Origin of the sequence: Bradyrhizobium sp. 195 (genome assembly GCF_023101665.1) — a bacterium.
Classification (GTDB): Bacteria; Pseudomonadota; Alphaproteobacteria; order Rhizobiales; family Xanthobacteraceae; genus Bradyrhizobium.
In genome coordinates this window covers 3,873,724-3,896,923 of record NZ_CP082161.1, presented here as the reverse complement: position 1 = coordinate 3,896,923, position 23,200 = coordinate 3,873,724, and the positions used below count along the sequence as shown (strand labels likewise).

Annotated in this window: 25 protein-coding genes and 1 pseudogene; 9 read left to right on the top strand and 17 right to left on the bottom strand. The window is 63.7% G+C overall.

Translation table 11 applies throughout. The features are described 5' to 3' along the window. Positions 1 to 25: 25 nt before the first annotated feature. The 3 genes from IVB26_RS17805 to IVB26_RS17795 are packed head-to-tail and all read left to right on the top strand — an operon-like array spanning position 26 to position 3,280. Entirely contained in the window at positions 26 to 1,135 is a 1,110-nt protein-coding gene (locus IVB26_RS17805; protein WP_247972836.1) for a glycoside hydrolase family 172 protein, read from the top strand. A 31-nt stretch (positions 1,136 to 1,166) separates the two neighbouring features. After that, a complete protein-coding gene (locus IVB26_RS17800; protein ID WP_247972835.1) occupies positions 1,167 to 2,378 on the top strand; it encodes an acyl-CoA dehydrogenase family protein in 1,212 nt (403 codons plus the stop codon). An 8-nt stretch (positions 2,379 to 2,386) separates the two neighbouring features. Continuing rightward, positions 2,387 to 3,280: an HpcH/HpaI aldolase/citrate lyase family protein gene (locus IVB26_RS17795; RefSeq protein ID WP_247972834.1), complete on the top strand. Its 894-nt coding sequence runs from the start codon at positions 2,387 to 2,389 to the stop codon at positions 3,278 to 3,280. 50 nt (positions 3,281 to 3,330) lie between these two features. Here the strand turns inward: IVB26_RS17795 and IVB26_RS17790 are convergent, their stop codons facing one another. Then, a complete protein-coding gene (locus IVB26_RS17790; protein WP_247972833.1) occupies positions 3,331 to 4,239 on the bottom strand; it encodes an amino acid ABC transporter substrate-binding protein in 909 nt (302 codons plus the stop codon). Positions 4,240 to 4,413: 174 nt separating this feature from the next. Then, positions 4,414 to 4,833, bottom strand: coding sequence for a nuclear transport factor 2 family protein (locus IVB26_RS17785; protein ID WP_247972832.1), 420 nt, complete (start codon positions 4,831 to 4,833; stop codon positions 4,414 to 4,416). A 144-nt stretch (positions 4,834 to 4,977) separates the two neighbouring features. On the opposite strand from IVB26_RS17785, the gene IVB26_RS17780 reads away from it, so the two are divergent. Together IVB26_RS17780 and IVB26_RS17775 are read left to right on the top strand one after the other, a co-directional pair. Beyond that, complete coding sequence (locus IVB26_RS17780; RefSeq protein ID WP_247972831.1) at positions 4,978 to 6,219, top strand: amidohydrolase family protein; 1,242 nt, start codon at positions 4,978 to 4,980, stop codon at positions 6,217 to 6,219. A 208-nt stretch (positions 6,220 to 6,427) separates the two neighbouring features. Further along, positions 6,428 to 6,748, top strand: a complete 321-nt coding sequence (locus IVB26_RS17775) for a hypothetical protein (protein WP_247972830.1) — start codon at positions 6,428 to 6,430, stop codon at positions 6,746 to 6,748. A gap of 16 nt (positions 6,749 to 6,764) precedes the next feature. Here IVB26_RS17775 and IVB26_RS17770 read toward each other — a convergent pair whose 3' ends face one another. The 6 genes and pseudogenes from IVB26_RS17770 to IVB26_RS17745 form a co-directional block, all read right to left on the bottom strand. After that, the gene (locus IVB26_RS17770) at positions 6,765 to 7,682 is read right to left on the bottom strand and encodes a DUF1932 domain-containing protein (protein ID WP_247973198.1); all 918 of its coding nucleotides are present in this window, start codon (positions 7,680 to 7,682) and stop codon (positions 6,765 to 6,767) included. After that, positions 7,679 to 8,548: a substrate-binding domain-containing protein gene (locus tag IVB26_RS17765; protein WP_247972829.1), complete on the bottom strand. Its 870-nt coding sequence runs from the start codon at positions 8,546 to 8,548 to the stop codon at positions 7,679 to 7,681. Before IVB26_RS17765 ends, IVB26_RS17770 begins: the two co-directional genes overlap by 4 nt. A gap of 25 nt (positions 8,549 to 8,573) precedes the next feature. After that, a pseudogene (locus IVB26_RS17760) lies at positions 8,574 to 9,256 on the bottom strand (4-carboxy-4-hydroxy-2-oxoadipate aldolase/oxaloacetate decarboxylase). After that, complete coding sequence (locus tag IVB26_RS17755; RefSeq protein WP_027517331.1) at positions 9,253 to 9,966, bottom strand: PIG-L deacetylase family protein; 714 nt, start codon at positions 9,964 to 9,966, stop codon at positions 9,253 to 9,255. Before IVB26_RS17755 ends, IVB26_RS17760 begins: the two are co-directional and overlap by 4 nt. Positions 9,967 to 10,021: 55 nt before the next feature. Then, a complete protein-coding gene (locus tag IVB26_RS17750; protein ID WP_247973197.1) occupies positions 10,022 to 10,906 on the bottom strand; it encodes an amidohydrolase family protein in 885 nt (294 codons plus the stop codon). Positions 10,907 to 10,935: 29 nt separating this feature from the next. Beyond that, the gene (locus tag IVB26_RS17745; protein ID WP_247972828.1) at positions 10,936 to 11,646 is read right to left on the bottom strand and encodes a TetR/AcrR family transcriptional regulator; all 711 of its coding nucleotides are present in this window, start codon (positions 11,644 to 11,646) and stop codon (positions 10,936 to 10,938) included. Positions 11,647 to 11,763: 117 nt separating this feature from the next. On the opposite strand from IVB26_RS17745, the gene IVB26_RS17740 reads away from it, so the two are divergent. Beyond that, positions 11,764 to 12,741 (top strand): tripartite tricarboxylate transporter substrate binding protein, encoded by a 978-nt coding sequence (locus IVB26_RS17740; RefSeq protein WP_247972827.1) that lies wholly within the window; start codon positions 11,764 to 11,766, stop codon positions 12,739 to 12,741. 22 nt (positions 12,742 to 12,763) lie between these two features. On the opposite strand, the gene IVB26_RS17735 is transcribed toward IVB26_RS17740, so the two are convergent. Next, positions 12,764 to 13,909 (bottom strand): mechanosensitive ion channel family protein, encoded by a 1,146-nt coding sequence (locus IVB26_RS17735; RefSeq protein WP_247972826.1) that lies wholly within the window; start codon positions 13,907 to 13,909, stop codon positions 12,764 to 12,766. A 127-nt stretch (positions 13,910 to 14,036) separates the two neighbouring features. Between IVB26_RS17735 and IVB26_RS17730 the strand changes: the two genes are divergently transcribed. Continuing rightward, positions 14,037 to 15,287 (top strand): DUF763 domain-containing protein, encoded by a 1,251-nt coding sequence (locus IVB26_RS17730; RefSeq protein WP_247972825.1) that lies wholly within the window; start codon positions 14,037 to 14,039, stop codon positions 15,285 to 15,287. Between the two features lie 32 nt (positions 15,288 to 15,319). Here the strand turns inward: IVB26_RS17730 and IVB26_RS17725 are convergent, their stop codons facing one another. From IVB26_RS17725 to IVB26_RS17700, 6 genes are all read right to left on the bottom strand, one after another. Further along, a complete protein-coding gene (locus tag IVB26_RS17725) occupies positions 15,320 to 15,562 on the bottom strand; it encodes a hypothetical protein (protein ID WP_247972824.1) in 243 nt (80 codons plus the stop codon). A gap of 64 nt (positions 15,563 to 15,626) precedes the next feature. Continuing rightward, complete coding sequence (locus IVB26_RS17720; protein ID WP_247972823.1) at positions 15,627 to 15,827, bottom strand: hypothetical protein; 201 nt, start codon at positions 15,825 to 15,827, stop codon at positions 15,627 to 15,629. 14 nt (positions 15,828 to 15,841) lie between these two features. Further along, positions 15,842 to 16,027 carry a hypothetical protein gene (locus IVB26_RS17715; RefSeq protein WP_247972822.1) on the bottom strand — a complete coding sequence of 62 codons (186 nt, stop codon included), beginning with the start codon at positions 16,025 to 16,027 and terminating at the stop codon, positions 15,842 to 15,844. 140 nt (positions 16,028 to 16,167) lie between these two features. Beyond that, on the bottom strand, positions 16,168 to 17,436 hold the full coding sequence (locus IVB26_RS17710) for a cytochrome P450 (RefSeq protein WP_247972821.1): 1,269 nt from the start codon (positions 17,434 to 17,436) through the stop codon (positions 16,168 to 16,170). A 90-nt stretch (positions 17,437 to 17,526) separates the two neighbouring features. Then, positions 17,527 to 17,850 carry a hypothetical protein gene (locus tag IVB26_RS17705; protein ID WP_247972820.1) on the bottom strand — a complete coding sequence of 108 codons (324 nt, stop codon included), beginning with the start codon at positions 17,848 to 17,850 and terminating at the stop codon, positions 17,527 to 17,529. A gap of 106 nt (positions 17,851 to 17,956) precedes the next feature. After that, entirely contained in the window at positions 17,957 to 18,730 is a 774-nt protein-coding gene (locus tag IVB26_RS17700) for a ferredoxin--NADP reductase (RefSeq protein WP_247972819.1), read from the bottom strand. 159 nt (positions 18,731 to 18,889) lie between these two features. Here IVB26_RS17700 and IVB26_RS17695 point away from each other — a divergent pair, with 159 nt between their 5' ends. Both IVB26_RS17695 and IVB26_RS17690 read left to right on the top strand, forming a co-directional pair. Continuing rightward, entirely contained in the window at positions 18,890 to 20,086 is a 1,197-nt protein-coding gene (locus IVB26_RS17695; RefSeq protein WP_247972818.1) for an amidohydrolase family protein, read from the top strand. Between the two features lie 157 nt (positions 20,087 to 20,243). After that, the gene (locus tag IVB26_RS17690; RefSeq protein ID WP_247972817.1) at positions 20,244 to 20,891 is read left to right on the top strand and encodes a hypothetical protein; all 648 of its coding nucleotides are present in this window, start codon (positions 20,244 to 20,246) and stop codon (positions 20,889 to 20,891) included. Positions 20,892 to 21,175: 284 nt separating this feature from the next. On the opposite strand, the gene IVB26_RS17685 is transcribed toward IVB26_RS17690, so the two are convergent. Further along, positions 21,176 to 22,549: an outer membrane protein gene (locus IVB26_RS17685; protein ID WP_247972816.1), complete on the bottom strand. Its 1,374-nt coding sequence runs from the start codon at positions 22,547 to 22,549 to the stop codon at positions 21,176 to 21,178. A gap of 181 nt (positions 22,550 to 22,730) precedes the next feature. Further along, positions 22,731 to 23,186, bottom strand: coding sequence for a MarR family winged helix-turn-helix transcriptional regulator (locus IVB26_RS17680; protein ID WP_247972815.1), 456 nt, complete (start codon positions 23,184 to 23,186; stop codon positions 22,731 to 22,733). Between the last annotated feature and the right edge of the window lie 14 nt (positions 23,187 to 23,200).

Below are 23,200 nucleotides of genomic sequence, written 5' to 3'. Positions count from 1 at the left end.
TCGCTAATCCCCTATCGAGGACACCATGGCGTTTTCCGGATTGGGCCTGCATCTCGGCAATCTATCACGCCTGTCGAATGCGCAGACGCGCTCGATCAGCCCCGAGAACTTCACCGGCGAGAAGGGCAAGGGCGGCACGTCCGTCGACGGCCCCGCCGCGCGCCAGGCGCGCGATCTCGGACAGGGCTGGAAGGTCTCGCCCTATGTCGTCATCGATCCGGGCACGACCTTCACGCTCGCCGACATCCAAGGTCAGGGCGCGATCCAGCAGATCTGGATGACGCTGGCGCGCGGACGGCTGCGCCACTCCATTCTGCGCATCTACTGGGACGACCAGGAACAGCCGAGCGTCGAATGCCCGGCGGGCGATTTCTTCGCCTGCGGATGGGAAGAGTTCGCGCAAGTGTCCTCGCTCGCCGTTTGCGTCAACCCCGGCCGCGCCTTCAACTGCTATTGGGAAATGCCGTTTCGCAAGCGTGCGCGCTTTACGCTGGAGAACCGCAGCGAGGAGCAGCTCACGGTCTACTACCAGATCAACTACGCCCTGACCGACGTGCCCGAGGATTGCGGCTATTTCCATGCGCAGTTCCGTCGCACCAATCCGCTGCCTTACAAGGAGGTCTACACCATCCTCGACGGCATCAGCGGCGCCGGCCATTATGTCGGCACCTACATGGCCTGGGGCGTCAACAACAACGGCTGGTGGGGCGAAGGCGAGATCAAGTTCTTCATCGACGGCGATGGCGAATTCCCGACGATTTGCGGCACCGGCACCGAGGACTATTTTTGCGGTGCCTACAATTTCGATCCCCATGTCGCGCATGGCGGCCAGGGACAATCGCGCTACCAGGAATTCACCACGCCCTATGCCGGCCTGCCGCAGGTGATCCGCCCCGATGGCGTCTACAAATCGCAGCAGCGCTTCGGCCTCTATCGCTGGCACATCCCCGATCCCGTGCGCTTCCGCTCCGATTTGCGGGTGACGATCCAGGCGCTGGGCTGGCTGCCCGGCGCGAAGGACGGAAAATACCTTCCCTTGCAGGACGACATCGCCTCGGTCGCGTTCTGGTACCAGACGCTGCCGACCGCGCCCTTCCGCAAGTTGCCCGGCCCGGACTATCTCGAAATCGGCTGAACCTGCGGCCGATCGACCAAGGAGACCAGAGATGCTCTACCCGATGTCGCCTAAAGTCGTCGAGCTCAAGCGTAGGCTCGAAAGCTTCATGGACCGGCACATCTATCCGAACGAGGAGCGGTTCTATCGCGAGGCGGAGGAGCTCGGGCCGTGGAAGGTCTATCCCGTCGTCGAAGAGTTGAAGCCGCTGGCGCGCAAGGAAGGCCTCTGGAATCTGTTCCTGCCGGAATCCGGCCATGGCGCGGGCCTGACCAATCTCGAATATGCCCCGCTCTGCGAGGTGATGGGCCGCTCGCACCTTGCGCCGGAGGTGTTCAACTGCTCGGCGCCCGATACCGGCAACATGGAGGTGCTGGAGCGCTATGGCACCGAGAAGGACAAGGAGCGCTGGCTGAAGCCACTGCTCGCGGGCGAGATCCGCTCCTGCTTCGCCATGACGGAGCCTGCGGTCGCATCGTCCGATGCGACCAACATCGAAAGCTCGATCGTGCGCGACGGCGACCATTACGTGATCAACGGGCGCAAATGGTACACGACCAACGCGACAGATCCCCGCTGCAAGATCTGCATCTTCATGGGCAAGACCGATCCCGACAATCCCGACCGGCACAAGCAGCAATCGATGATCCTGGTGCCGATGGAGACATCAGGCATCGAGGTGAAGCGCGCCCTGCCCGTATTCGGCTTCTACGGCGTGCCCGACCGCGCCTCCGAGGTCGTCTTCACCAATGTGCGCGTGCCCCGGGAAAACATGTTGCTCGGCGAGGGCCGCGGTTTCGAGATCGCGCAGGGCCGCCTCGGTCCCGGCCGAATCCACCACTGCATGCGGCTGATTGGCCTCGCCGAACGCACGCTGGAGAAGATGTGCCGCCGCGTGCGCAGCCGCGTCGCCTTCGGCAAGCCGGTCTCCGAGCAGACGGTGACGCAGGAGCGCATTGCGGAAGCCCGCCTCATGATCGAGCAGGCCCGCCTGCTGACGTTGAACGCGGCCTACGCGATGGACACGGTCGGCAACAAGGTGGCGAAGGCCGAGATCGCGATGATCAAGGTCGCCGTACCCAACATGGCCTGCCAGATCATCGACTGGGCGATCCAGGCCCATGGCGGCGGCGGCACCTCGAACGATTTCGGTTTGACCCAGGCCTACGCCACCGCGCGGTTGCTGCGGCTTGCCGACGGCCCGGACGAGGTTCACAGGAACCAGATCGCGCGGTTCGAACTGAAGAAATATTCGAACGCCTAGGCAATTCGATGGCCCTTCCCGATCCCGACATCCGTCGCACCTGGCTCTTCGGGCCCGGAGCGGATCGCGCTGCGCATGCGAAGATGCTGGAGAGCGACGCGGATGCTCTCATCGTCGATCTCGAGGACTTTACGCCTCCCGCACGACGCGGCGAGGCACGCGGACTGCTCGACGGTTTCGTGAAAGAATGTCGCCGGCGGCAACGCCTTGCCGCCATCCGCATCAATGCCCTGGAGACCGATGGGCTGCTGGATCTTGCGGCAGCCATGACGGCGCGTCCCGACGTCGTCGCCTATCCCATGAGCGACAGGGCGGCCCAAATGCATGCCCTGGACGCAGCGATCTCGCATTGGGAAAACCAGCTCGACCTCGACAAAGGCAGTACGGAAATCCTTCCCGTCTGCGAGACGGCGTTGGGAGTTATCGAGGTCCGCGCGATGGCCGCAGCCAGCTCCCGCGTTCGTTGTGCGCTCCTTGGAGCCGAGGACCTGGCCAATGATCTATGTGCCGAGCGGGGCGCGGATGGCCTCGAGCTCGAGTATGCTCGAAAGCGCTTCATAGTGGAAGCACGTGCAGCAAACATCGAACCGATCGATGCACCCTATACGTTCAGCGACGTCGGAGGCGCCGTTCGCGAGGCAACTCTATCCCGTCGCCTCGGTTACCGTAGCAAATCCCTGGTCCTGCCCGAGCATGCGAAGTGCCTCAATGATGTATTCACGCCGGGAGCTGGCGAGATCGCGCACGCCGACGCAATCGTCGCGGGCTTCGACGCGGCACGCAGCCGAGGCGAAGATCGCGCGCTGGTGAATGGCCTGTGGGTGGAAGTGCCGACCTATCGCAACGCATGTAGGCTGTTGGGACGCGCGCGTCGCCTGGGTGCGCTTCCGAGCGCGCCCTAGTTCAGCACCTCGACCGTCATGCCGCCCGATTGCGGCAGGCCGCCCTCGCCTCAGTTCACCACGTACACATCAGGATCTGCGCTCCAGCTCGGCTTCTTGAAGGCATTGCGCAGGGCCGACGACATCGGGACGTTGTAGTTGAGGCCGTTCGGCGGCGTCGGCGATTGCAGCCATTTCTTATAGAGCACCTCGATCTCCGGGCTGGCATAGAGCTCCGCCGTCGCGCGATCGGCGAGCGCCTTGAACGGCGCGTCCTCTCGCCGCAGCATGATGCCGTAAGGCTCGGGCTTCGAGAACGCCTCCTCGCTGATCATGTAGGCTTGCGGCTCCTTGGAGCGCGCGATCGCAACCGCCAGCTGCACGTCATCGAGTGCGTAGGCCTGGGCGCGATCGGTTTCCAGCAGCAGGAAGGCTTCGGCCTGGTCCTTGGCCGGCATCACATTGATGCCGAGGTTGCGTTCCGTATTGACCTTGGCGAGTTGCGTCAGGTTGACCGAGCCAGCCACGGCCGTGACCGCCTTGCCCTTGAGATCGTCGATGGTGTTGATCTTTGCGGCCTTCTTGGCTGCAAATCGCGTCGCACTGAGGAAATGCGTGTTGGTGAAGGCGACCTGCTTCTGGCGATCGGCGTTGTTCGTGGTCGCCGAACAATGCAGATCGAGCGTGCCGTTGACCATCAGGGGAATCCGGTTCGACGACGTCACGGCGAGCGTGTCGACGGCGATGTCGGGCATGCCCAGCTGTTTCTTCACGGCATCGACGATCTTGAGGCAGATGTCCATGGCAAAGCCGACCGCCTTCTGGTTGCCATCCAGATAGCTGAAGGGGACCGAGGCCTCCTGATAGCCGAGCGTGATCTTCTTGGTCTCCTTGATCTTCTGGAGCGTGCCCGACAGATCTTCGGCTGAGGCCGCGCCGGCAAGACATGTGAGGGCCACGATAACGGTAGCTAGACGCATCGGCTGCTCCTAAGGGGCTCGCGCCTCCATGCCGGGCGCAGTCACGGCTTTTGATAGCGCAGGCGCGCTCCAGCCGCCAGACGTGCCTGCGCCTATCAGCTATCACAGCTTTCGATATGACGAGCGGCCGCTCGTTTGCGCCGAAGGGGTCTCGCCCGAACAGCGCAATGGCTGCTACGCCTCGATGCCGCGCTGGACCAGGATGCGCTCGGCACTGTCGTTCCAGACGTCCATCTTGGTGATCTTGCCATTGCGCACCACGAAGCGGTCGACGTAACGGTTGCCCTCGAAAGGTGTCCCATCCATCCATTCGCCGTAGAGCGTGCCCACGCTGTAAACCACGGTCTCGCCGTCGCCGGGGCAGACATCGAACCGGTCCATCTTCTTCTTGACCCAGCGGTAGCGCTTGGCGTTGAAGCCGGTCGGGCCGCGCGGATGATCGAACTCGCGCCCGCCGGTGAAGGTGATCACGGTGCCCGGCGCCATATAGGCCGCCGCAGCGTCCGGATCCGGGATCATCGATGCCGTGAGATAGGCCTCCACAATCGCGGCGTCGGACATTGGTGGGGCTTCGCCTCTTGCGGCAACGGACATGGCTGGTTCTCCCGGGATTCGCGGAATACTAGCGCCAGTCTCGTAAAATCCATGCATATATTTTGAACATCTGCCCCGCTACACTGCCGACAATCTGGAGCCGCCGATCCCGGCTGATTGCTCTAAATTCTGTCCGCAAGAGCCATGATCACCCAGCCCGCCTTCGACCTGATCTTTCGTAACGCACTGTTGCGATCATCCGCCGCGCCCGTCGACATCGGCGTGAAAGCCGGCCGGATCGCCGCGATCGAGCCGAAGCTCGCCTGTGAAGCGGTCGAGGTCGATATCGGCGGGCACCTGGCCCTGCCAGGTTTCGTCGACACCCACATTCATCTCGACAAGGCCTGCCTGCTCGACCGCTGCGGGCACAATCACGGCAGTCTCAGTGACGCCATCCGGGCCGTGTCGGCAATGAAACGCGATTTCACCATCGAGGACGTCTACGCCCGCGGCGCCAAGGTGCTTGAACGCGCGATCGTGCATGGCACGACGCGCATGCGCACACATGTGGAAATCGATCCACGGATCGGCCTGCGGAGCTTCGAGGCGGTGAAGGCGCTGCGGCGCGACTACGCCTGGGCGATCGACCTGTCGCTCTGCGTCTTCCCGCAGGAAGGCCTGACCAACGATCCCGGAGCTGAGAACCTGCTGGTCCAGGCCTTGCGTGACGGCGGCGACGTGATCGGAGGCTGTCCTTATACCGACACCGACCCGAATGCGCACCTCGAGCGCATCTTCGATCTCGCGCAGGAGTTCGACGTCGATGTTGACCTCCATCTGGATTTCGATCTCGATCCCTCCTGGTGGCATCTCGACGAAGTCTGCCGGCAGACCGAGCGGCGCAACTATCAGGGACGGGTCGCGATCGGCCATGCGACAAAACTCTCGGCCCTGCCCCCGGAGCGGATGAAGGCTGCCACCGCGCAACTCGCAACAGCCGGCATCGCCGTCACCGTACTGCCCGCGACCGATCTGTATCTGATGGGGCGCGAAGCCACCCACAACGCGCCTCGCGGGTTGACACTCGCCCACAGGCTCGCGGGCGACGGCGTCGTGTGCTCGATCGCGACCAACAATGTGCTCAATCCCTTCACGCCGTTCGGCGACGCCTCGCTGCTGCGGATGGCAAACTTCTACGCCAACGTCGCGCACGCCTCGGTGAGGGATTTCGACACCTGCCTCGATCTCGTGACCGAACTGCCGGCGCGGCTGATGAACCTCGACGACTACGGTATCAAGCTCGGCAATCCCGCCGATCTCGTCGTGCTCGATACCAAGAACAGCCGCTTCGCCATCGCCGAGCTGCCCGATATCGTGATGGGCTTCAAGAGCGGCCGACAGACATTCGCGCGGCAACGGCCCGCTCTGTTCCGGCCCGGGAGCTGAATGCGTTCCTGGGTCGAACTTCCAACGGTAACATCGTCGGGAACACAGCTGATCATCGGACCGTTTCGTTCCCGTTTCACAGCCGATTCCGGCTCAAGATCCGAGTCCGGTAGAATCCCGGACCGTAGCTGTGCGCATTGAACAAGAGGCCGTCCGGATCATACTAAGGGGGCGCTCTGAACCATCTGGGTTCAGTCGGGAAGTATATATGTTCAACGCATTCAGTAGCATCGATTATCGCTCCATTCGGGCCAACACGCCCGCGGAAACGGCCGTCAAGCGGCTGACTGGAATCGGCGAAGTGCTATCCGGCCTCGATATCTCGGCGATCCACACGCAAGCCGACATGACCCGCGCGCTCTTGGCGCTCGATACGGCCGACAAGTGCATCCGCATGATCCTCACGGAGTTCCGCACCGCGCCCGCCAGGGAGCAGGTCGTCCGCAAGGCCAAGAGCCTGGTCGACTTGATCGAGCGCGCCCGCGACGAAATCTCGAACTATCGCGACGCCTGCACGGTCTTGAGCTGAACGCACGCGTTCGGCGTCAACGCTTGATCTTCGCCAGTATCCGATCTGCCTCGGTACGCCAATCGGCGCTGCGAGCGAACTCCCTGGCGCCCCTGGGGCCAAACAGCCCTTCATCGGCGAGATCGGCGACCCACGCCTGACGCTCGGCGGTGCCCTCCGCAGACCATGGCGTCAGCCCTGCCTCGCGCACGGTCTCGGCGACCTCACGCACTTCTTCGGCACGTCGGCGGCCGTGCTCGATCACACGCTGGAAGAAATAGGCGCCCTGCGTCTCCCAATTGATGGCGGGAAACGTCTCCGCGAGCGAGGCCAGCACCGCATCCTCGACCCCATAGGCGCGCGCGGTCGTAAAGCTCTCGATGACCATGGCCTCGAGGCCCTTGATCATGATGCTGCGGCACATCTTCACTGCCGAAGCCACGCCGAGCTTGTCGCTCGTAACCTTCGCGGCAAAGCCGATCGCGTTCAGAAGCGGCTCGATCTCCCTCGCGCCGGGACCGCCGAGCAGCAGCGGCACCTTGATGCGATAAGGCGGCACCGAGGTCATCACCGCGCCCTCGACATACCGGCCGGCAGCGCCATCGATCAGTGCCGCCGCGCGCTGCTTGGCGCCTGGAGAGGCCGAGTTGAAATCGAGGAACCAGGTGCCCTGGTTGATCGCAGCCGCACAGGCCTTCGCCACCGGCACAGCCTGGCTGGCGGTGACCGCGGAGATAATCAAATCGCATTTCGCGGCCAACTCGGTATGAGAGATTGCGAGCGTCACCCCGAATTTCGCCGCATGCTCTTTCAGCGGTGCCCCCTGCTCGCCACCGAGCTTGATATCATAGGCAGCGAGTTTGATGTCCTGCTGGCGCAAATCCTCGGCCAAAATCCTGCCGACCTCACCATACCCGACCAGCCCGATCCGCCATCGCTTCGGATCCGCCATCAGTCCAATCCTCGCGTTGTCGCGTCGAACAGCTCCTCGACCGCATAGCGGCGCGGGATCAGCGCCTGCTGGAATGCGTAGCCGACAATCAGCTCGAGCGGCTTCCTGTTCGCCTCTACTCCGAACGGGAGGAGATCCGGCGAGGCTGCGGGCCCCATCCGCTCTTTATTGCGCTTGAGAAGATCATAGATGCCTGCGACCACGTCGGGGCGCGATTTCGCGAGCTGCTCAGTCACGACCACGAGATGGTTGACCGGCACGACGCTGCGCCGGGCATACCATTTGGCAGCTTCTGCAGCGGGATCGGAAAATAAGGGCTTTAGCTTCGGATCGTTCGAGGCCTCGCCGAGGACCGCGTCGAGCTCGCCGTCGAGCAGCATCTGCAGGATCTTCTTGTCCTTCGGGGCACGCTCGGTGGTGTCGACATATTCGGCGACGTGCGGATCCTCGAAGGTGATCCAGCGGATCTTGTCGAGGTTCACGCCATAGTCGTTGGCGAGGATCCCCCTGATCCAGGCGCCGGTCGTGGTCGTGAACGAGCGGATGCCGACGCGCTTGCCTTCGAGATCGGACGGTCCGAGCGGTCCCCGCGCGGGATTGTAGAGCGCGTAGGAATGCTGGAAACGGCCGAGCATGGTCGCCGGCAGGAGCACAAGCGGCTTGCCATGCGCCTTCGCCATCAGAAAGGTGACGATCGCCATCTCGCAGACGTCGAAGGCCTGCTCCCGCACCATCGGCTTGAACGCGGTGTTGGTCGGCGTGTACTCGATGAAGTCGAGATCGAAGAGCTCGGGGCGGAGCTCTCCATTCTTCACCGCCTGGACGTGGGGGTGACTGCCGAGCACGGCCTTCAGCTTGAGACGATCCATCTACTCGCTCCGCCTCTCGTCGCTCTCAGACGTCCTCGGGGTTATCGACGTAGACGAGACCCGCCTTCGCCAGCGCTTCCCGCATGCTGTACATGTCGAGGCCGAGCTCGCCCGAGGCGAGCCGCGTGCGCTTGCCGCCTTCGTCCGCGTTGCGCTTCTTCGCCTTCTCAGCTACTTCGGCGGCATACCGCTTCGGCACCACGACGACGCCATCGTCGTCGGCCACGACGACGTCGCCGGGATCGACGCTAACGCCGGCGCAGACCACGGGAATGTTGACCGAGCCGAGCGTCGCCTTGACCGTGCCCTTGGCCGAGACCGCGCGCGACCATACCGGAAACTTCATCTCGTGCAGCGCTTTGACGTCGCGGCAGCCTGCGTCGATGATCAGGCCCTGCACGCCCCTCGCCTGGAGCGAAGTCGCCAGCAGCTCGCCGAACATGCCGTCGGTATTGTCGGTGGTGCAGCCCACGACGAGGATGTCCCCCTTCCTGCATTGCTCGACCGCGACATGGATCATCCAATTGTCGCCGGGCTGCGCCAGCACGGTGACGGCAGGCCCCGCAATTGCCGCGCCCGACCAGACCGGTCGCAAGTAAGGCTTCATCAGGCCGACGCGCCCATAGGCCTCGTGCACGGTCGAGACGCCGTATTCCGCCATGCCGGCCGGTCAGCACGCTTGATGTTACGAACGACGACCGGCTTCATGCCAGCTCCTCCGCGACGGTCGGAAACAGGCGCTGATAGGCTTCGCCATAGGTCATGGGCACGCCGGTGTTGCGGCTGCCCTGAATGCCGCGATTCAGCGCGACGCGCTCGTAATAGCCCCAGAGATGTTTCTGCGCGGCCAGGATCTGGAACGCCTCGTATTTCTCCTTCCAGACCTCGTCGATCTTGAGGAGCAGGTCGGGCTTGTAATTGCACTGCTCGGGCTGGTGCGGCTCGAACAGGAACACCGGCGGCGCCGAATATTTATACTGCGCGCCGGGCTTGTGGCCCATCGCCTGCGCGACCACACGCGTCTCCTGCGCGAAATGCGCCGCATTAGGATGGTCGAAATTATAGGGGTCTTCGAGCGCATGCGTCAGCACGAAGCTCGGGTTGAGCTCGCGGTAGATGTCGACCATGCGGTCGAAATGCGCTTCAGTGAGCTTCAGCGGATAATCGCCGCAGTCGAAGAATTCGATCTCGGCGCCCAAAAGCTTCGCCGCCCGCTCCGCCTCGTCCTTGCGCCCGGCCTTGACCGATTCCAGCGTCGCGCCCTTCTCCTTCCAGGCGAACTGGCTTTCGCCGCGCTCGCCGAAGGACATGCAGACGATCTTCATGCGATAGCCCTTCTTCGCATGCAGCGCGATGGCGCCCCCGGCGCGCCAGACGAAATCGCCGGGGTGGGCGGTGATCACGAGACCTGTTTTCATGGGACACTCCTTTCGTTCGTATGCATCCCGCGCAGCTTGTCGGTCTTCAGCAACGTCATCGGTCGAACCCGAACAAGCGCGCGGGATTGTCGACCAAGATCTTCTGCTGCAACTCCGGCTCCGGCGCGAACAGCGGAATGAGGTCGACGAGATCGCCGTCGTTCGGCATCACCTTGACGTTGGGATGCGGCCAGTCCGTGCCCCAGATGACGCGGTCGGCAGCGGTCTCGACGATTTTTCGTGCGAACGGCACCGCATCCGTGAACGGCGGACCGCTCGAGGACACCCGCTCCGAGCCGCAGATCTTGACCCAGCATTTCTCGTCGCGCTGCATCAGCTCGATCAGGATCTCGAACGGGAGCTGGTCGAGCCCGTCGGACGCCTTCACCCGTCCCATATGGTCGATGGTGTAGCTCAGCGGCAGCTTCGCCAGCATGTCGGTATAGTCAGGCAGGTCGATCGCGTCGAAATGCAGGTCGATGTGCCAGCCGAGCGGCGCGACCATGGCGATGACGCGATCGAACACACCCTTGTCGGGCACGCCGCCGAGATGGCGGACGAAATTGAAGCGGCAGCCGCGAAAGCCGCCCTCGTGCAGCACGCGAAGCCCGCGTTCGGTGATGGTGTCGTCGATATTGGCAACCGCCCGATAGGCGCCATTGCTCTGCGCAATGGCATCGAGGGCCACCGTGTTGTCGGTGCCGTGCACGCTGGCATTGACGATGACGGCACGCTCGACGCCAAGCCTGGCATGCAGCGTGCGGAAATCCTCCAGCGGCGCATCCGGTGGTGTGTAGGAGCGACCGGGCGCATAAGGGTACTTCGCGCCGGGACCGAAGATGTGACAATGCGCATCACACGACAGCTTCGGCAGCTTGAACTTCGGCGCGCGCGTATTCGGGTCGGGCGGCGGAATGGTCGGAGTGTACATCATCGTCATCAGGTGAACCGCCGAAGCGAGACGCTCGTTCAAGTCTTGCTGCTGACGACCGGCCGCCGCGGCGCCGGCGCGGCCTGATCCAGAGCCGGCGCCTGGAACGCGGCAACGGTGGCCTGCACCAATTGCTCGATGGCGTTGGCGGGATCACTGCCGTCGGCCGCACCGCGCGACAGGCGCGAGACGCGGTCCGGCGTCACCAGTGAATAATAGAGTGCGCCGAGCAGGAAGTGGCTGCGCCAGACGATATCGGTGCGGGGGATATGCGGCAGGCTCTCGTGGATCGCATCGATGAAGGCGTGGCTGGTGTCGTCGAAGGTCTGCGCGATGATTTTTCGCGCGACCTCGTTGCCTTCGGCCGACATCACGGCGCGCAGCCGCGTGAAGCGCGCCCCGCCGCCGGCGAGATCGCTGCCGGAGGTGAAGGCCGGCACCACATAGGCGCGCACGATCGCCTCCAGGCGGTCCTGGAGATCGCGCACGCGCCTTGCGGCCGCGAGCAGTTCGGAACGGCGCAGGTTCATCGGACCGCAATGGCGCCGGTAGATCTCCAGCAGCAGACCGTCCTTGGTCTTGAAATGGTAGGTCACGCTGCCGGGATTGGCCCCGGCGGCCACCGCGATGTCGCGCACCGAGACGGCATTGAAGCCGTTGATGGCGAACAGCTCCTCGGCCGCGGCGAGGATCGCCTCGCGCATGTTCGGCTTGCGGGCCGATTCCTTGCTGGTGGGCTTGCGTACCATGTCATTTGTACTATCGTACAAAAGATCAGGTCTCGTCAACAAAAACCATGGGCAGTGTCCAGGACGGTTTGGAGACCGTCGCAAGGATGCGAGTGCCTGCAAGGAGTGCTGGGAAAAATGCTGGGTTTGAACAAGAGAATTGGCGGTTTGGTGCTGAGCGCCGGTCTGCTGCTGGCGGGCGGCGCGCAGGCCGCCGACAATTATCCGAGCAAGCCGGTCCACATCCTGGTCCCCTACGCGGCCGGCGGCGCGGTCGATGTACTCGCGCGCACGCTGGGACAGGCACTCGCAAAAACCTGGGGCCAGCAGCCGGTGGTCGACAATCGTCCCGGCGCCGGCGGCATCGTCGCCTCGCAGGCGCTGACGCAGGCCGCGCCTGATGGTTACACGCTGATCCTGGTCGCGAGCGGTCATCCGCTCAACCAGTTCATCTATCCGAGCGTGCCTTACGACACATTCAAGGACTTTACCGCGATCACCGAAGTCGCTTCCTCACCGCTCGCGATCGTCGTGGCCAAGGACAGTCCCTACAAGACACTCGGCGATCTCCTGGCTGCTGCGAAGAAGGAGCCGGACAAGCTCTCCTACGGCATGTCAGGCAACGGCACCTCGGCGCATCTGGCTGGCGAACTGTTGAAGCATATGTCCGGCACCAAGATCGTCGCGATCCCCTACAAGGGCGGCGCGCCCGCGCTGACGGCCGTGATCGCCGGTGAGATCCCGCTTAGCATCAATCCGCTCGCCGAAGCGATCGGCCAGCTCGAAGGCGGCCCGGTGCGTGCGCTCGCGGTGACTTCGGCCGAGCGCTCCAAGGCGCTGCCCAACGTTCCGACGATCGCGGAAGCCGGCATATCCGGCTATGACGTCTCGGTCTGGTGGGGCGTCCTCGGCCCGGCAAAGATGCCGCCCGAGATCGTGGCAAAGCTCGAGACCGATCTCAAGGCGGCGCTGCAGGATGCGAATGTGCTGTCGACGCTCGGCAAGATCGGCGCAACGCCGGTCGGCTCAACGCCCAAGGAGTTTGACGCCTATATGCACGCCGAGGCGACCAAATGGGAGCCGGTGCTGAAGGCTGCCAACATCCGCGCGCAGTGAGGCTGTTCAGAAGCAAGCCGCGTCAGCTATGTGCACGCGCGCGCATCTTCTCCGGCGGCGCAGTGCCTCGCATGAAATCGGCATCATCGCCTCCGCCCGACGGGATCAGGATCGCCCGCTCGCGCGGCAACGCCTCCGGCATCTCGTCACGAATGAAGGCCACGAGCTTCTCCCTGATCTCGCAGCGCAGGTCCCACGACTGCGGCGCGTTCCTCGCGCTGACCAGTGCCCGCAGCTCTATGGTGCGCGAGTCCGCGTCAATCACCTGGAGATTGACCACCGCACCGTCCCAGAGCTTGGACTGCTTCACTGCCTCTTCCAGCCAGCGTCGAATGCGCGGGACGTCGGCACGATAGTCGACGTGAAGCGCGATCACGCCGATCAAGGATGCGGTGTCGCGGGTCCAGTTCTGGAACGGTTTTTCGATGAAGTAGGACAGCGGCACCACCATGCGGCGCCAGTCCCACAGCCGGATCACGACATAGGTCGCGGTGATATCCTCGACCCATCCCCACTCGTTCTCGATGATCACCGCGTCCTCGATGCGGATCGGCTGGGTGATGGCGATCTGCAAGCCCGCAATCAGATTGCTGAGCAGCGGCCGTGCGGCCAGACCGACGATGATACCAGCGGCGCCGGCGGAGGCGAACAGGCTGACGCCGTATTGCCGGACCGAGTCGAACGTCATCAGCGCGGTCGACACCGTGATGATGACGATGATGGTGTCGGTGACGCGCTTGAACACGCGGACCTGCGTGACGTGCTTGCGGGCGACGAAATTCTCGGTGACGTCGCGAAAGTTCTGCAGATAGCGCGCCGCACTCATGTCGACGATCCGGATCGAGATCCAGCCGATCAGCGCGATGACAGCCACCACGAACAGCCGCATCAGCGGCGTGCGGATCGTGTCGTCGAGCGGCGCGAGCGGAAGCACCAATGCGACCGCGCCAAGACACAACGCCAACTGAGCTGGGCCCGTCGTGCGCTCGATGAACACGCTGAGGAGCGGCAGACGAGTTCCGAAGGCGCGATTGAGAAGCCAGGCCGCAAGCCGATGGAGGGCAAGGGCCAGCAGAACCGCGCCGAGCACCAGGCTGAGGCCGACAAACCACGACGGTATCCAGCCGAACATCCTGTCGATGTCGGCCAGGAGGGCCTGCCAATTCATTGCTGTCCCCGTCTTTGCATTCGCGTAGCCGGCTCAACGCCTCCCGGCCGGCTTCGCTCCCCCGCCCTGTGCAACGCAGCATTCCACAGGTGCAACCGTTGCCGAACTGGACTAGTTTGGGGCAGTCATGACTCGACGTAGCGGCAGCGCCGATCTTCCCTTGCACACCGGACGGGTTCCGCCGTGGCTGGCAAGCCGCATGGCCTCGCTGGGGTCGATCGTCACGCAGGCGATTGTGCATCATTATGGCCGCGATGCGTTCCTCCAGCGGCTGTCCCATCCGTTCTGGTTCCAGTCATTCGGCGCCGTCATGGGAATGGACTGGCACTCCTCGGGCATCACGACCTCCGTGATCGGCGCACTGAAGCGCGGGCTCGGGCCGCTCCAGGACGAGCTCGGGATCTATGTCTGCGGCGGCCGCGGTCAGCATTCGCGCAAGACGCCGGATGAGTTGATGCAACTCGGCGACCGCGTTGGATTCGACGGCGCAAAGCTGACCCGCGCCAGCCGCTTGGTGGCGAAGGTCGACAGCGCGGCCGTGCAGGACGGCTTCGACCTCTATCTCCACGGCTTCTTCGTTACCGCCGACGGCAAATGGACGGTGGTGCAGCAGGGCATGAATGGCGACAAGCGGCAGGCACGACGCTATCACTGGCATTCCGAGGCCCTGAAGAGCTTCGTCGATACGCCGCATTGCGCGATTGACGGGCCGCAACAGGGGGAGATCGTCAATCTCACCGACCATCGCGCCGACATCTCGCGCAGCGCGCAGCTCGATCTCCTAGGGGATCTCGGCCCCGATCGCATCGTCTCCGAATTCGAGCGGCTCATGGGGACCGTGCCCGAGCCGGCACAGGCCATGCTGCCGCACCTGATCATGCCGGCGCATCACGATGTCAGGCCCAAGGACGTGTTCGCGCGCCGCCTGCACGGCACGCTGGCCGCCGCAGCCGAGCGCAGCCCGGTCGATTTTCCGGAACTGCTGCTGACGCCGGGCGTCGGCGCGCGCACTGTGCGCTCGCTGGCGATGGTCGCCGAGGTCGTGCACGGCGCGCCCTATCGTTTCAAGGATCCCGCGCGTTTCTCGCTCGCCCATGGCGGCAAGGACCGGCATCCCTATCCCGTCCCGATCAAGGTCTATGACGAAACAATCCGCGTGCTGAAGGGCGCAATCCAGAGCGCGAAGCTCGGACGTGACGAGGAGATGCAGGCGATCAAGCGCCTCGACGACCAGGCGCGGCGGCTGGAACGCACGGCGCGCGGGCCGTCGGTCGAGGCCTACATCGCCGGCGAGCGCGCGGCGTCGCCAGATCTCGACGGTCGCTCCGTATTCGGCTGGGAGCGCGACCTCGCGCCGACAAAAAAGCGGACCGGCTGAACACCGGTCCGCAAGTTCAGCGGAGAACGCTCTCAGGTTTCGTCAGCCTCCGGCTTCTCGTCGAGCCGGTTGGCTGCGTGGTCCTGATATTGCTCGGTCTGGATGGACTTGCCGTCCATGCCGCGAATATCCGAATGCTGCTTCTTGTCGCGGTTGGACAGCACCATGTTGTCGCCGATCATCTCCTTGGGTATGTTGGTCAATGCGCCGGTGCCGTCGCCTTTGCCATGCATGCCGGATCTGAAGTGCGTTTTGCTGCCGTGCCCACCTGGCATCGGTTTCTCCTCTTACAGTGTTCTTCGTTAGTGCTTCCGTTGCGGGCCTTGCACCAAATCTCCATCACCTGCTTCCGCCCTTGCCGGCCTCATCGTGCGCGTGATGGGAGTCGTGTTCGCCTCCGCCACCCGAGACGCGGCTGTGGCTGCGCTGTGAATCATCCGCAGGCGGCTTCTTCACCTCCAACGGCGCCTTCGCGTTCTCATGTGATGCGCCGGGGCCGCCCTGGCGAATGCTGTTTGGTGTCTTGGTGGATGTCGACATGGAATGTCGCCTCCTCAGCGGTCTTGCTGGTATCCCTGATTGGTCGTGTTCTGCTTGATGTTGCCCTGCTCTCCCTGCTGGTCCGGATTTTCCGCGCGCTGTTGGCCGCGCGGGCCCTGATCAGACGGCATTTGCTTGGGGTCGCCAGTTCCCTTCCGGCTCTGATTGTCCGGCGGAACATTCGGCATTCTGCTGGTCATGATCCAACCTCCGTGAGATCTGGAAACCTCGGGCACGGAGCCTGTTCGGTGGCGCGCCCGCGGTCCCGGTGAACAACAGCAAGCGCTGCGCACCGTTCCTGGCGGAACACAATCAGCGACGATTTGCCGAAGCAGAAAGCTCAGTCCGCCCGCGCGAGGGAACGATCAACTATCATCCCTTCAGGCGCGGTACGTGTCCCGTGAGCCTCTGGCGTGACGGGAAGCTTTGCGATGGCACGAAGGCCCGGCCGCCTGCGCCAGTGGACCTGCGCTGGATCGACGGCGAGGCCGAGTTTCGGCCATCGCGCGAACAGCGCCTCCAGCGCGCAGGCCGCCTCCATTCGCGCCAGCTGATGGCCGAGGCAGAAATGGATTCCTGTTCCGAACGAGAGATGACGGTTCGGCTTGCGTTCGAGATCGAGGATTTCCGGACGATCATGCATCGCCGGATCCATGTTTGCTGCGGCGAGCATCACCATGACGCGATCGCCCTTCTTCAGGCGCACGCCTTCGACTACGACATCCCGCCGCACATAGCGCGGCTTGGAGAATTGCACCGGCGAAACAAAGCGCAGGAACTCCTCCACCGCGAGCCCAACGCGGCTCCAGTCCTGCTCCAACCAGTCGCGCAGGCCGGGACTTCTGAGGAGCTCATAGGCGGAACCGCTGATGAGATGCGTGGTCGTCTCGGAGCCGGCTGCAAGCAGCAGAAACACCATCGAGACCATCTCATCCGGCGTAATCTGGCCGCCCTCGCGCTCGACCTGCACCAGCTCGGCAATCAGGCCTTCGCCGCCCTGCGCACGCGCGATCTGCAATTGCCGTTCGAGATAGGCGCGCATCTTGCGGAACGCGAACAGCAGGCGGAAGAAACTGACGACATTGGTCAGCGAGGACATCGCGTTGGCCCAGGCGATGAATTTTTGACGATCGGCCAAGGGCAGGCCCAGGAGCTCGGAGATCACCGCGAGCGGCAGGATGCGCGCGTAGCGCTGCACGAGATCGGCAGGATCTTCATTCGCGAACAGCTCGCCCGCGAGACCGTCGGCGATGGCCCGTATGCGAGGCTCCATCGCGACGATCGCGCGACGACGAAAGGCCTCGTCCACGATGCTGCGCAGCCTCGTATGATCCGGCTCGTCCATCGTCAGCATGTTATTGGCGATGGTCCTGACATATCTCGGCATCCACCAGCGCAGACCGGCGACGTCGCCGTCCTCCTTGCGCAGCGTGAAGCTCGCGCCGTCCTTCAGAACCTGCGCGGTGGCGTCATGGGTCGTGGTGATCCAGACGTCGCCGACGAGAGGAAATCGTGTCGCGACCACGGGGCCGGACCTGCGCAGTGTCTCAATCGCCTTTGGTGGATCGCGAAAGAAGGCCTCGCTGGTGAAATCGAGGCGCACTGTCATGGGATCACCGGAGTGATTGCTGGTGTTGCGCCCAGATAGTATACGCGGGCCAGCGCACAAGGGGCGGAACTAGCGCGAGAAGACGACGGCCTATCCGCGTCCCGGCGAGCGCTGGCCGGTCTTGCGCTGCTGCTGCGTGTAGGCGTCCCAATGGCTCCAGCTGCCATTGCTGAGGCTTTGCAGGTCGGTGCCGAGTGGTCTGCGCGTGCGCTTGTCGTGATCAGCGACCACGCGCTCGGACTGCGCGATCTTGCGCTTGAGTTCCGCAATCGCCTTCTGGGTCTGGCCGTTCCGCTTCGAGGACGCGATCTCGCCCATCGTGAAGCGCGCAGTCTCGAGCGCCTTCAACTCGGCGCGGTTCTTCTTCAACTGGACCCGGTGCCAGGCGATGTTGCTGTCGCTGTCCGCAACCATGTGGGAACTCCGCTGATTCGTTCCCACATAGTATCGTGTGCCGAATCGACGCCGCAACGGGCGCCCGGTGGCGGAAATGCGGCCTTATTGCGAGACGATTCCGCGCCTAGCGCTCGGCGAAGGCCTTTTCGACGACGAATTGGGCCGGTTCGCCGTGGTTGCCCTCGATAAAGCCGCGCTCGCCCAGCAGCACGCGGGTATCCGCCACCAGCGCCGGGCTGCCGCAGATCATAACGCGGTCGTGGGCGGCTTCCAGGGCCGGCAGGCCGATGTCGGCGAACAGCTTGCCCGAGGTGATGAGATCGGTGATGCGGCCGCGGTTGCGGAAGGGATCGCGCGTCACGGTCGGATAGTAGATGAGCTGCTCGCGGATGTACTCGCCGATCAGCTCGTCCTTCGGCAGCGTCTCGTTGATCATCTCGCCATAGGCAAGCTCTTTGACGTGACGGCAACCGTGCAGCAGCACGACCTTCTCGAACCGCTCGTAGGTCTCGGGGTCCTTGATCACGCTCAGGAACGGCGCCAGGCCCGTGCCGGTGCCGATGAGGTAGAGGTTGCGCCCCTCCTCGAGGTTGTCGATCACCAGCGTGCCGGTCGCCTTGCGGCTGACGATGATCTCGTCGCCTTGCTTCAGATGCTGGAGCCGCGAGGTCAGCGGGCCATCCGGCACCTTGATCGAGAAGAACTCGAGCGTGTCCTCGTAATTGGCACTGGCGACGCTGTAGGCCCGCAGCAGCGGCTTCTCGCCGACCTTGAGCCCGATCATGGTGAATTCGCCGTTGCGGAAGCGGAAGGTCGGGCTGCGGGTGGTCTTGAAGGAGAACAGCGTGTCGGTCCAGTGGTGGACGCTCAAAACGCTTTCCTGATTGAAATTGCTCATCTCACCTATCCGTGTCGCGTCAATTGCGGTTTTCGAGGCGGGCAGCTATGCGTCGTTTGTACACGATCATTCGTGTACTAATGAATAATCCTGCTTGCTCCCGGGGTCAAGGCTGCCCAAGATCGGAAGCGTTGCAGTTAGGAATAAGGAGCTCCTTCCATGGCGCATGACGCACCCCAGGCCACCGGACCTTCGAAGCTCGTGGTCCGGAATATCGGCCTGATCCTGTCCGGCGCCCTGGAAAAGCCGATCCTGGACGGCGACACCATTGTCGCCGAGAACGGCAAGATCACCGCGATCGGCCGCTTCAAGGACCTCAACACCGAAGGCGCGACCACTATCGTCGAGGCGAACGGCACCACGGTCGCGCCCGGCCTGATCGACAGCCACGTCCACCCGGTCGCGGGCGACTGGACGCCCCGGCAGAACCAGATCGGCTGGATCGACAGCAATTTACATGGCGGCGTCACCACGATGATCTCGGCCGGCGAAGTACACATGCCCGGCCGCCCGCGCGACGTCGTCGGTCTCAAGGCAATGGCGATCTTCGCCCAGCGCGCATTCTGGAATCTGCGGCCTGGCGGCGTGAAGGTTCACGCTGGCGCGCCGGTGATCGAATGCGAGATGGTCGAGGAAGATTTCAAGGAGCTCGCCGCCGCCGGCGTCAAGCTGCTCGGCGAAGTCGGCCTCGGCGGCGTCAAGGACGGCCCGACCGCGCGAAAGATGGTCGGCTGGGCGCGCAAATATGGCATCCGGAGCACGATCCATACCGGCGGCCCCTCGATCCCCGGCTCCGGCCTGATCGACAAGGACGTGGTGCTGGAGGCCGACACCGACGTCGTCGGCCACATCAACGGCGGCCACACGGCGCTGCCGGACGACCAGATCCGCTGCATCTGCGAGGGCTGCAAGCGTGGCCTCGAGCTCGTGCACAACGGCAATGAACGCTCGGCGCTGTTCACGCTGCGCACCGCGCGCGAGATGGGCGACCTTCACCGGGTCATCCTCGGCACCGATGCGCCCGCCGGCTCCGGCGTGCAGCCGCTCGGCATCTTGCGCATGGTCTCGATGCTGTCCTCGCTCGGCGATCTGCCGGCCGAGATCGCGTTTTGTCTCGCCACCGGCAACACGGCGCGGATGCGCGAGCTCGACTGCGGCCTGATCGAAGTCGGCCGCTCCGCCGATTTCGTCATCATGGACAAGGCCCAGCACTCGCCGGGCAAGAACATCCTGGAGAGCGTCCAGCTCGGCGATCTCCCGGGCATCGGCATGACCATCATCGACGGCATCGTGCGCACCCAGCGCAGCCGCAACACCCCGCCCGCCGGCAAGGTGCCGGAGGTCGTGGCGAAGTGACGCGGCCGGGGCGGCGCGCTGTGGCCGCTCGAAGACGTTGAACTGGTCTCCTGCCTGCTGCGTCTAATGCGGACAGCCCGGCAAGGGCCGTGCGTTGCTGGAGCGTCGAGGAGACATGAAGAGTTCATCGCGGATTGCCGCCGGCGTCGCCGGTGCGGTGGCGGGCTATGTCGCGATCTTTCTGCTGTTTTCTCTCCTCGATCTCGGCAACCGGGCGGACCCCATCACATCGGGCCTGTTGGCCCTGTTCGTGTACTCTCCGATCGGCGCGATCGGCGGCGCGGTGCTCGCCAGCTGGCTGGTATCGCGTCCAGGCAAGAGCGCAAGCAATGGAGGCGTCGCGCGCAACAGCCTGAAGTCGCTCGGCGTCGTCGCCCTCCTCTGCGTCGCAGCTGCCGGCACTTATCTTGTTTACGCATATGCGACAGCAACGCCCTGGCTCAACCCTAACGCGGCTAATCCCCTTCTCGTGTTTGAGGTTCGTCTTCCGCCTGGCATTGCAGCGCCGACCTCACCGCAAACCATTGCCATCGAATTGCAAACCGACATCAACACCATGCCCGCCGAGCTGGCGCCAGCCGGCTTCCGTCGTGATGGCGAGCAAGCGGTCATCACGGGCGAAGTCGAACTCGCCTTTCGAACCTCGCACCGGCAACTCGCCGTGAACATCGAGGGACAGCCAAGCCGGATCTACCCGATCGGATTGTCGGCCAGAGCGCCCCATACGCCGGAATTCGGAACGTGGCGGCGCCTCAGCGATGGAAGCGAGATCCGCTATCGGGCGAAATGGCCCGGAAAAAGCTGATCGACCCGGTCAGCGCCGCCTCGGGATTTCACAACGCACATAGAATTGCCGCTTGGCCTGTCCGACCGGACCGTTCTCGATCACCAGCCGGCCATCCGCAGCGACCGAGATCCTGGGATTGGAGCGAAACTTCTCGCCCTCGCCTTCGCAGGCGAGCCGATCTCACGCGCTTTGGCATCGAGCACGGCGCGGGGTGACTGCGAGCCATTAGCACAAGGCCCGTGATCCACAGCCCTGATGCTGGTTGGCATTGCTAAGCGCTCGCCCACGAAACTGCTCGGGGCTCAGTACTTGGCAACCACTGGACTGCTACCAAACCTGTAGTTCAATCCAACTCGGGCGACATGATCTCGGACATCGCTGACCAACGTGCTAGCGGTGAAGCCTGGAGCAATGACGGTCTGTGAGATCGAGCCGAGATCCAGGTAGAGATACTCGGCCTTGACGCTCCAATTGCCCAGGAGTGCGGCCTCGACGCCACCACCAAGGGTCCAGCCGGCCTTCCTGTTGGTAAACTGCGAGGTGGCGTTTAGCGGGGGACTTTGCTGGTTCACTGTGGTTTTGATTTCACCGAAAGCAGCGCCACCTGTGACGTAGAACAAGGCTGGACCCGACGCGTATCCAAGTCGGCCACGCACCGTGGCGAACCAGGATACTTCCTGGGTGAAGTTCTGATACAAGAAACCCGCCGTGGGCTGACACAGCCGGCAGATAGTGTCGCGCTGGTCGGTCCCCTGGATGTCACCTTCCAGACCGATCACGGCGGCTCCCGATTGCCAATTGTAACCAATCTGGCCGCCACCGAGCACGCCGTCAGGCCCGATGGTAAGGCGGTCCGTGAGAACGCCGGCGAACGCCTGGGTCGTTGCATTGCGCCCGACGCCATAGCCCAAATTTCCGCCGAGATAGACACCTGTCCAGTTGTAAGCCGACGCACTCGCCCCTCCGCCTGACGGGACGTAGCCCTGCCCTCCAAAGCGATAGTTCACACCTACGCGTCCGACATGATTCCGTACATCACCCGACGCCACCTGTGTGGCCGGTCCGCCAAAAGCGACCGGGATAAGCTGGACGTTCGAAACATTGCCGAAGTCCGTGTACAGGTACTCCGCTTTCGCGGTCCAGTTCCCTGCCAGTGCAGCTTCAATCCCGCCGCCTGCGACCCAACCGGTTTTCGTGTTGTTTACGATGGCCGTTGGAGCTCCAAAACAGCAATCGATAATCTGTTTGATCTGGCCGTAGGCGACACCGCCCGTCGCGTAAAACAGCACCGACCCCGCGGCATAGCCGACGCGACCACGCAGGGTACCAAACCATGGAATCTCCTGGCCAACCCCACGGCCGATCGCAACCGCGCAGCTGAAGCAGTAGGTATCGCGCTCATCGGTCCACTGCCAGTCGGCCTCAACGCCCACGACGAGACTGTTGACCTGCCAATTATAACCTCCCTGAACGCCGGCCAGCACGCCGCGGGGCGCGAGTGTCGCACGATCAGTTGGCGGGGCTCCCAGGAATGGTTCGCTCGAATTGTGGCCGACGCCGTATCCGAAATTGCCGCCAACGTAGAAGCCGGTCCAATTGTAGAGGGTCGCCGTTACCGGCGCCTTCACAGGCATCCTCCCCAAATCAGCCGCCTTGGCCGCGCCGACCAAAGACATCGTCAGCGCCGCGCCGATTAGTAGGCCCCTCATGATTCCCCGCTCCGTATTTGAGCGGATTATTATCAGATCTCTACCCAAACATGTGTGACCGCAGAGCAACATCCGAAAGGAGAAACATAGCGCCATTCGGCCACAGGGGCAGCGCCGCAGCGCCCGCGGCAGTCATCTGAGTGGCCGCTCACCGCAGCTTGTTCAACAGCGCCATCAGCGTCTCGCGCTCCTTGGCGTCGAGCGGCGCCAGGGTCTCTCGGGTGATGGCGAGCGCATTCGGCGCGACCTTCTCCGCAACCTGCTGACCGGCACGCGTGAGGCTCACCAGCAGGCGCCGTCCGTCCTCGGGATCCTGGCTGGTCTCGGTCAGGCCGCGCGCCGTCAAGCGGTCGATCACGCCCTTGATGGTGGCGACGTCCATCGCAGTCAGCCGGCCGAGCTGGTTCTGCGAGCACGGCCCGGTCTCGGCGAGTTTCGACAGTGCCGCCCATTGCGTCGGCGTCAAATTGGTGCCGATATCGCGGGCGAAGATCGAACTGTGACGCTGCCAGACCTGGCGCAGGATGAAGCCGACCTGCTCGTCGAGCACGTAAGGCGGCTTTGCCAGCTTGATGCTCTTCTTCGCCGTGACGCTTCTCGCCATCCGCTCGCAGCCCT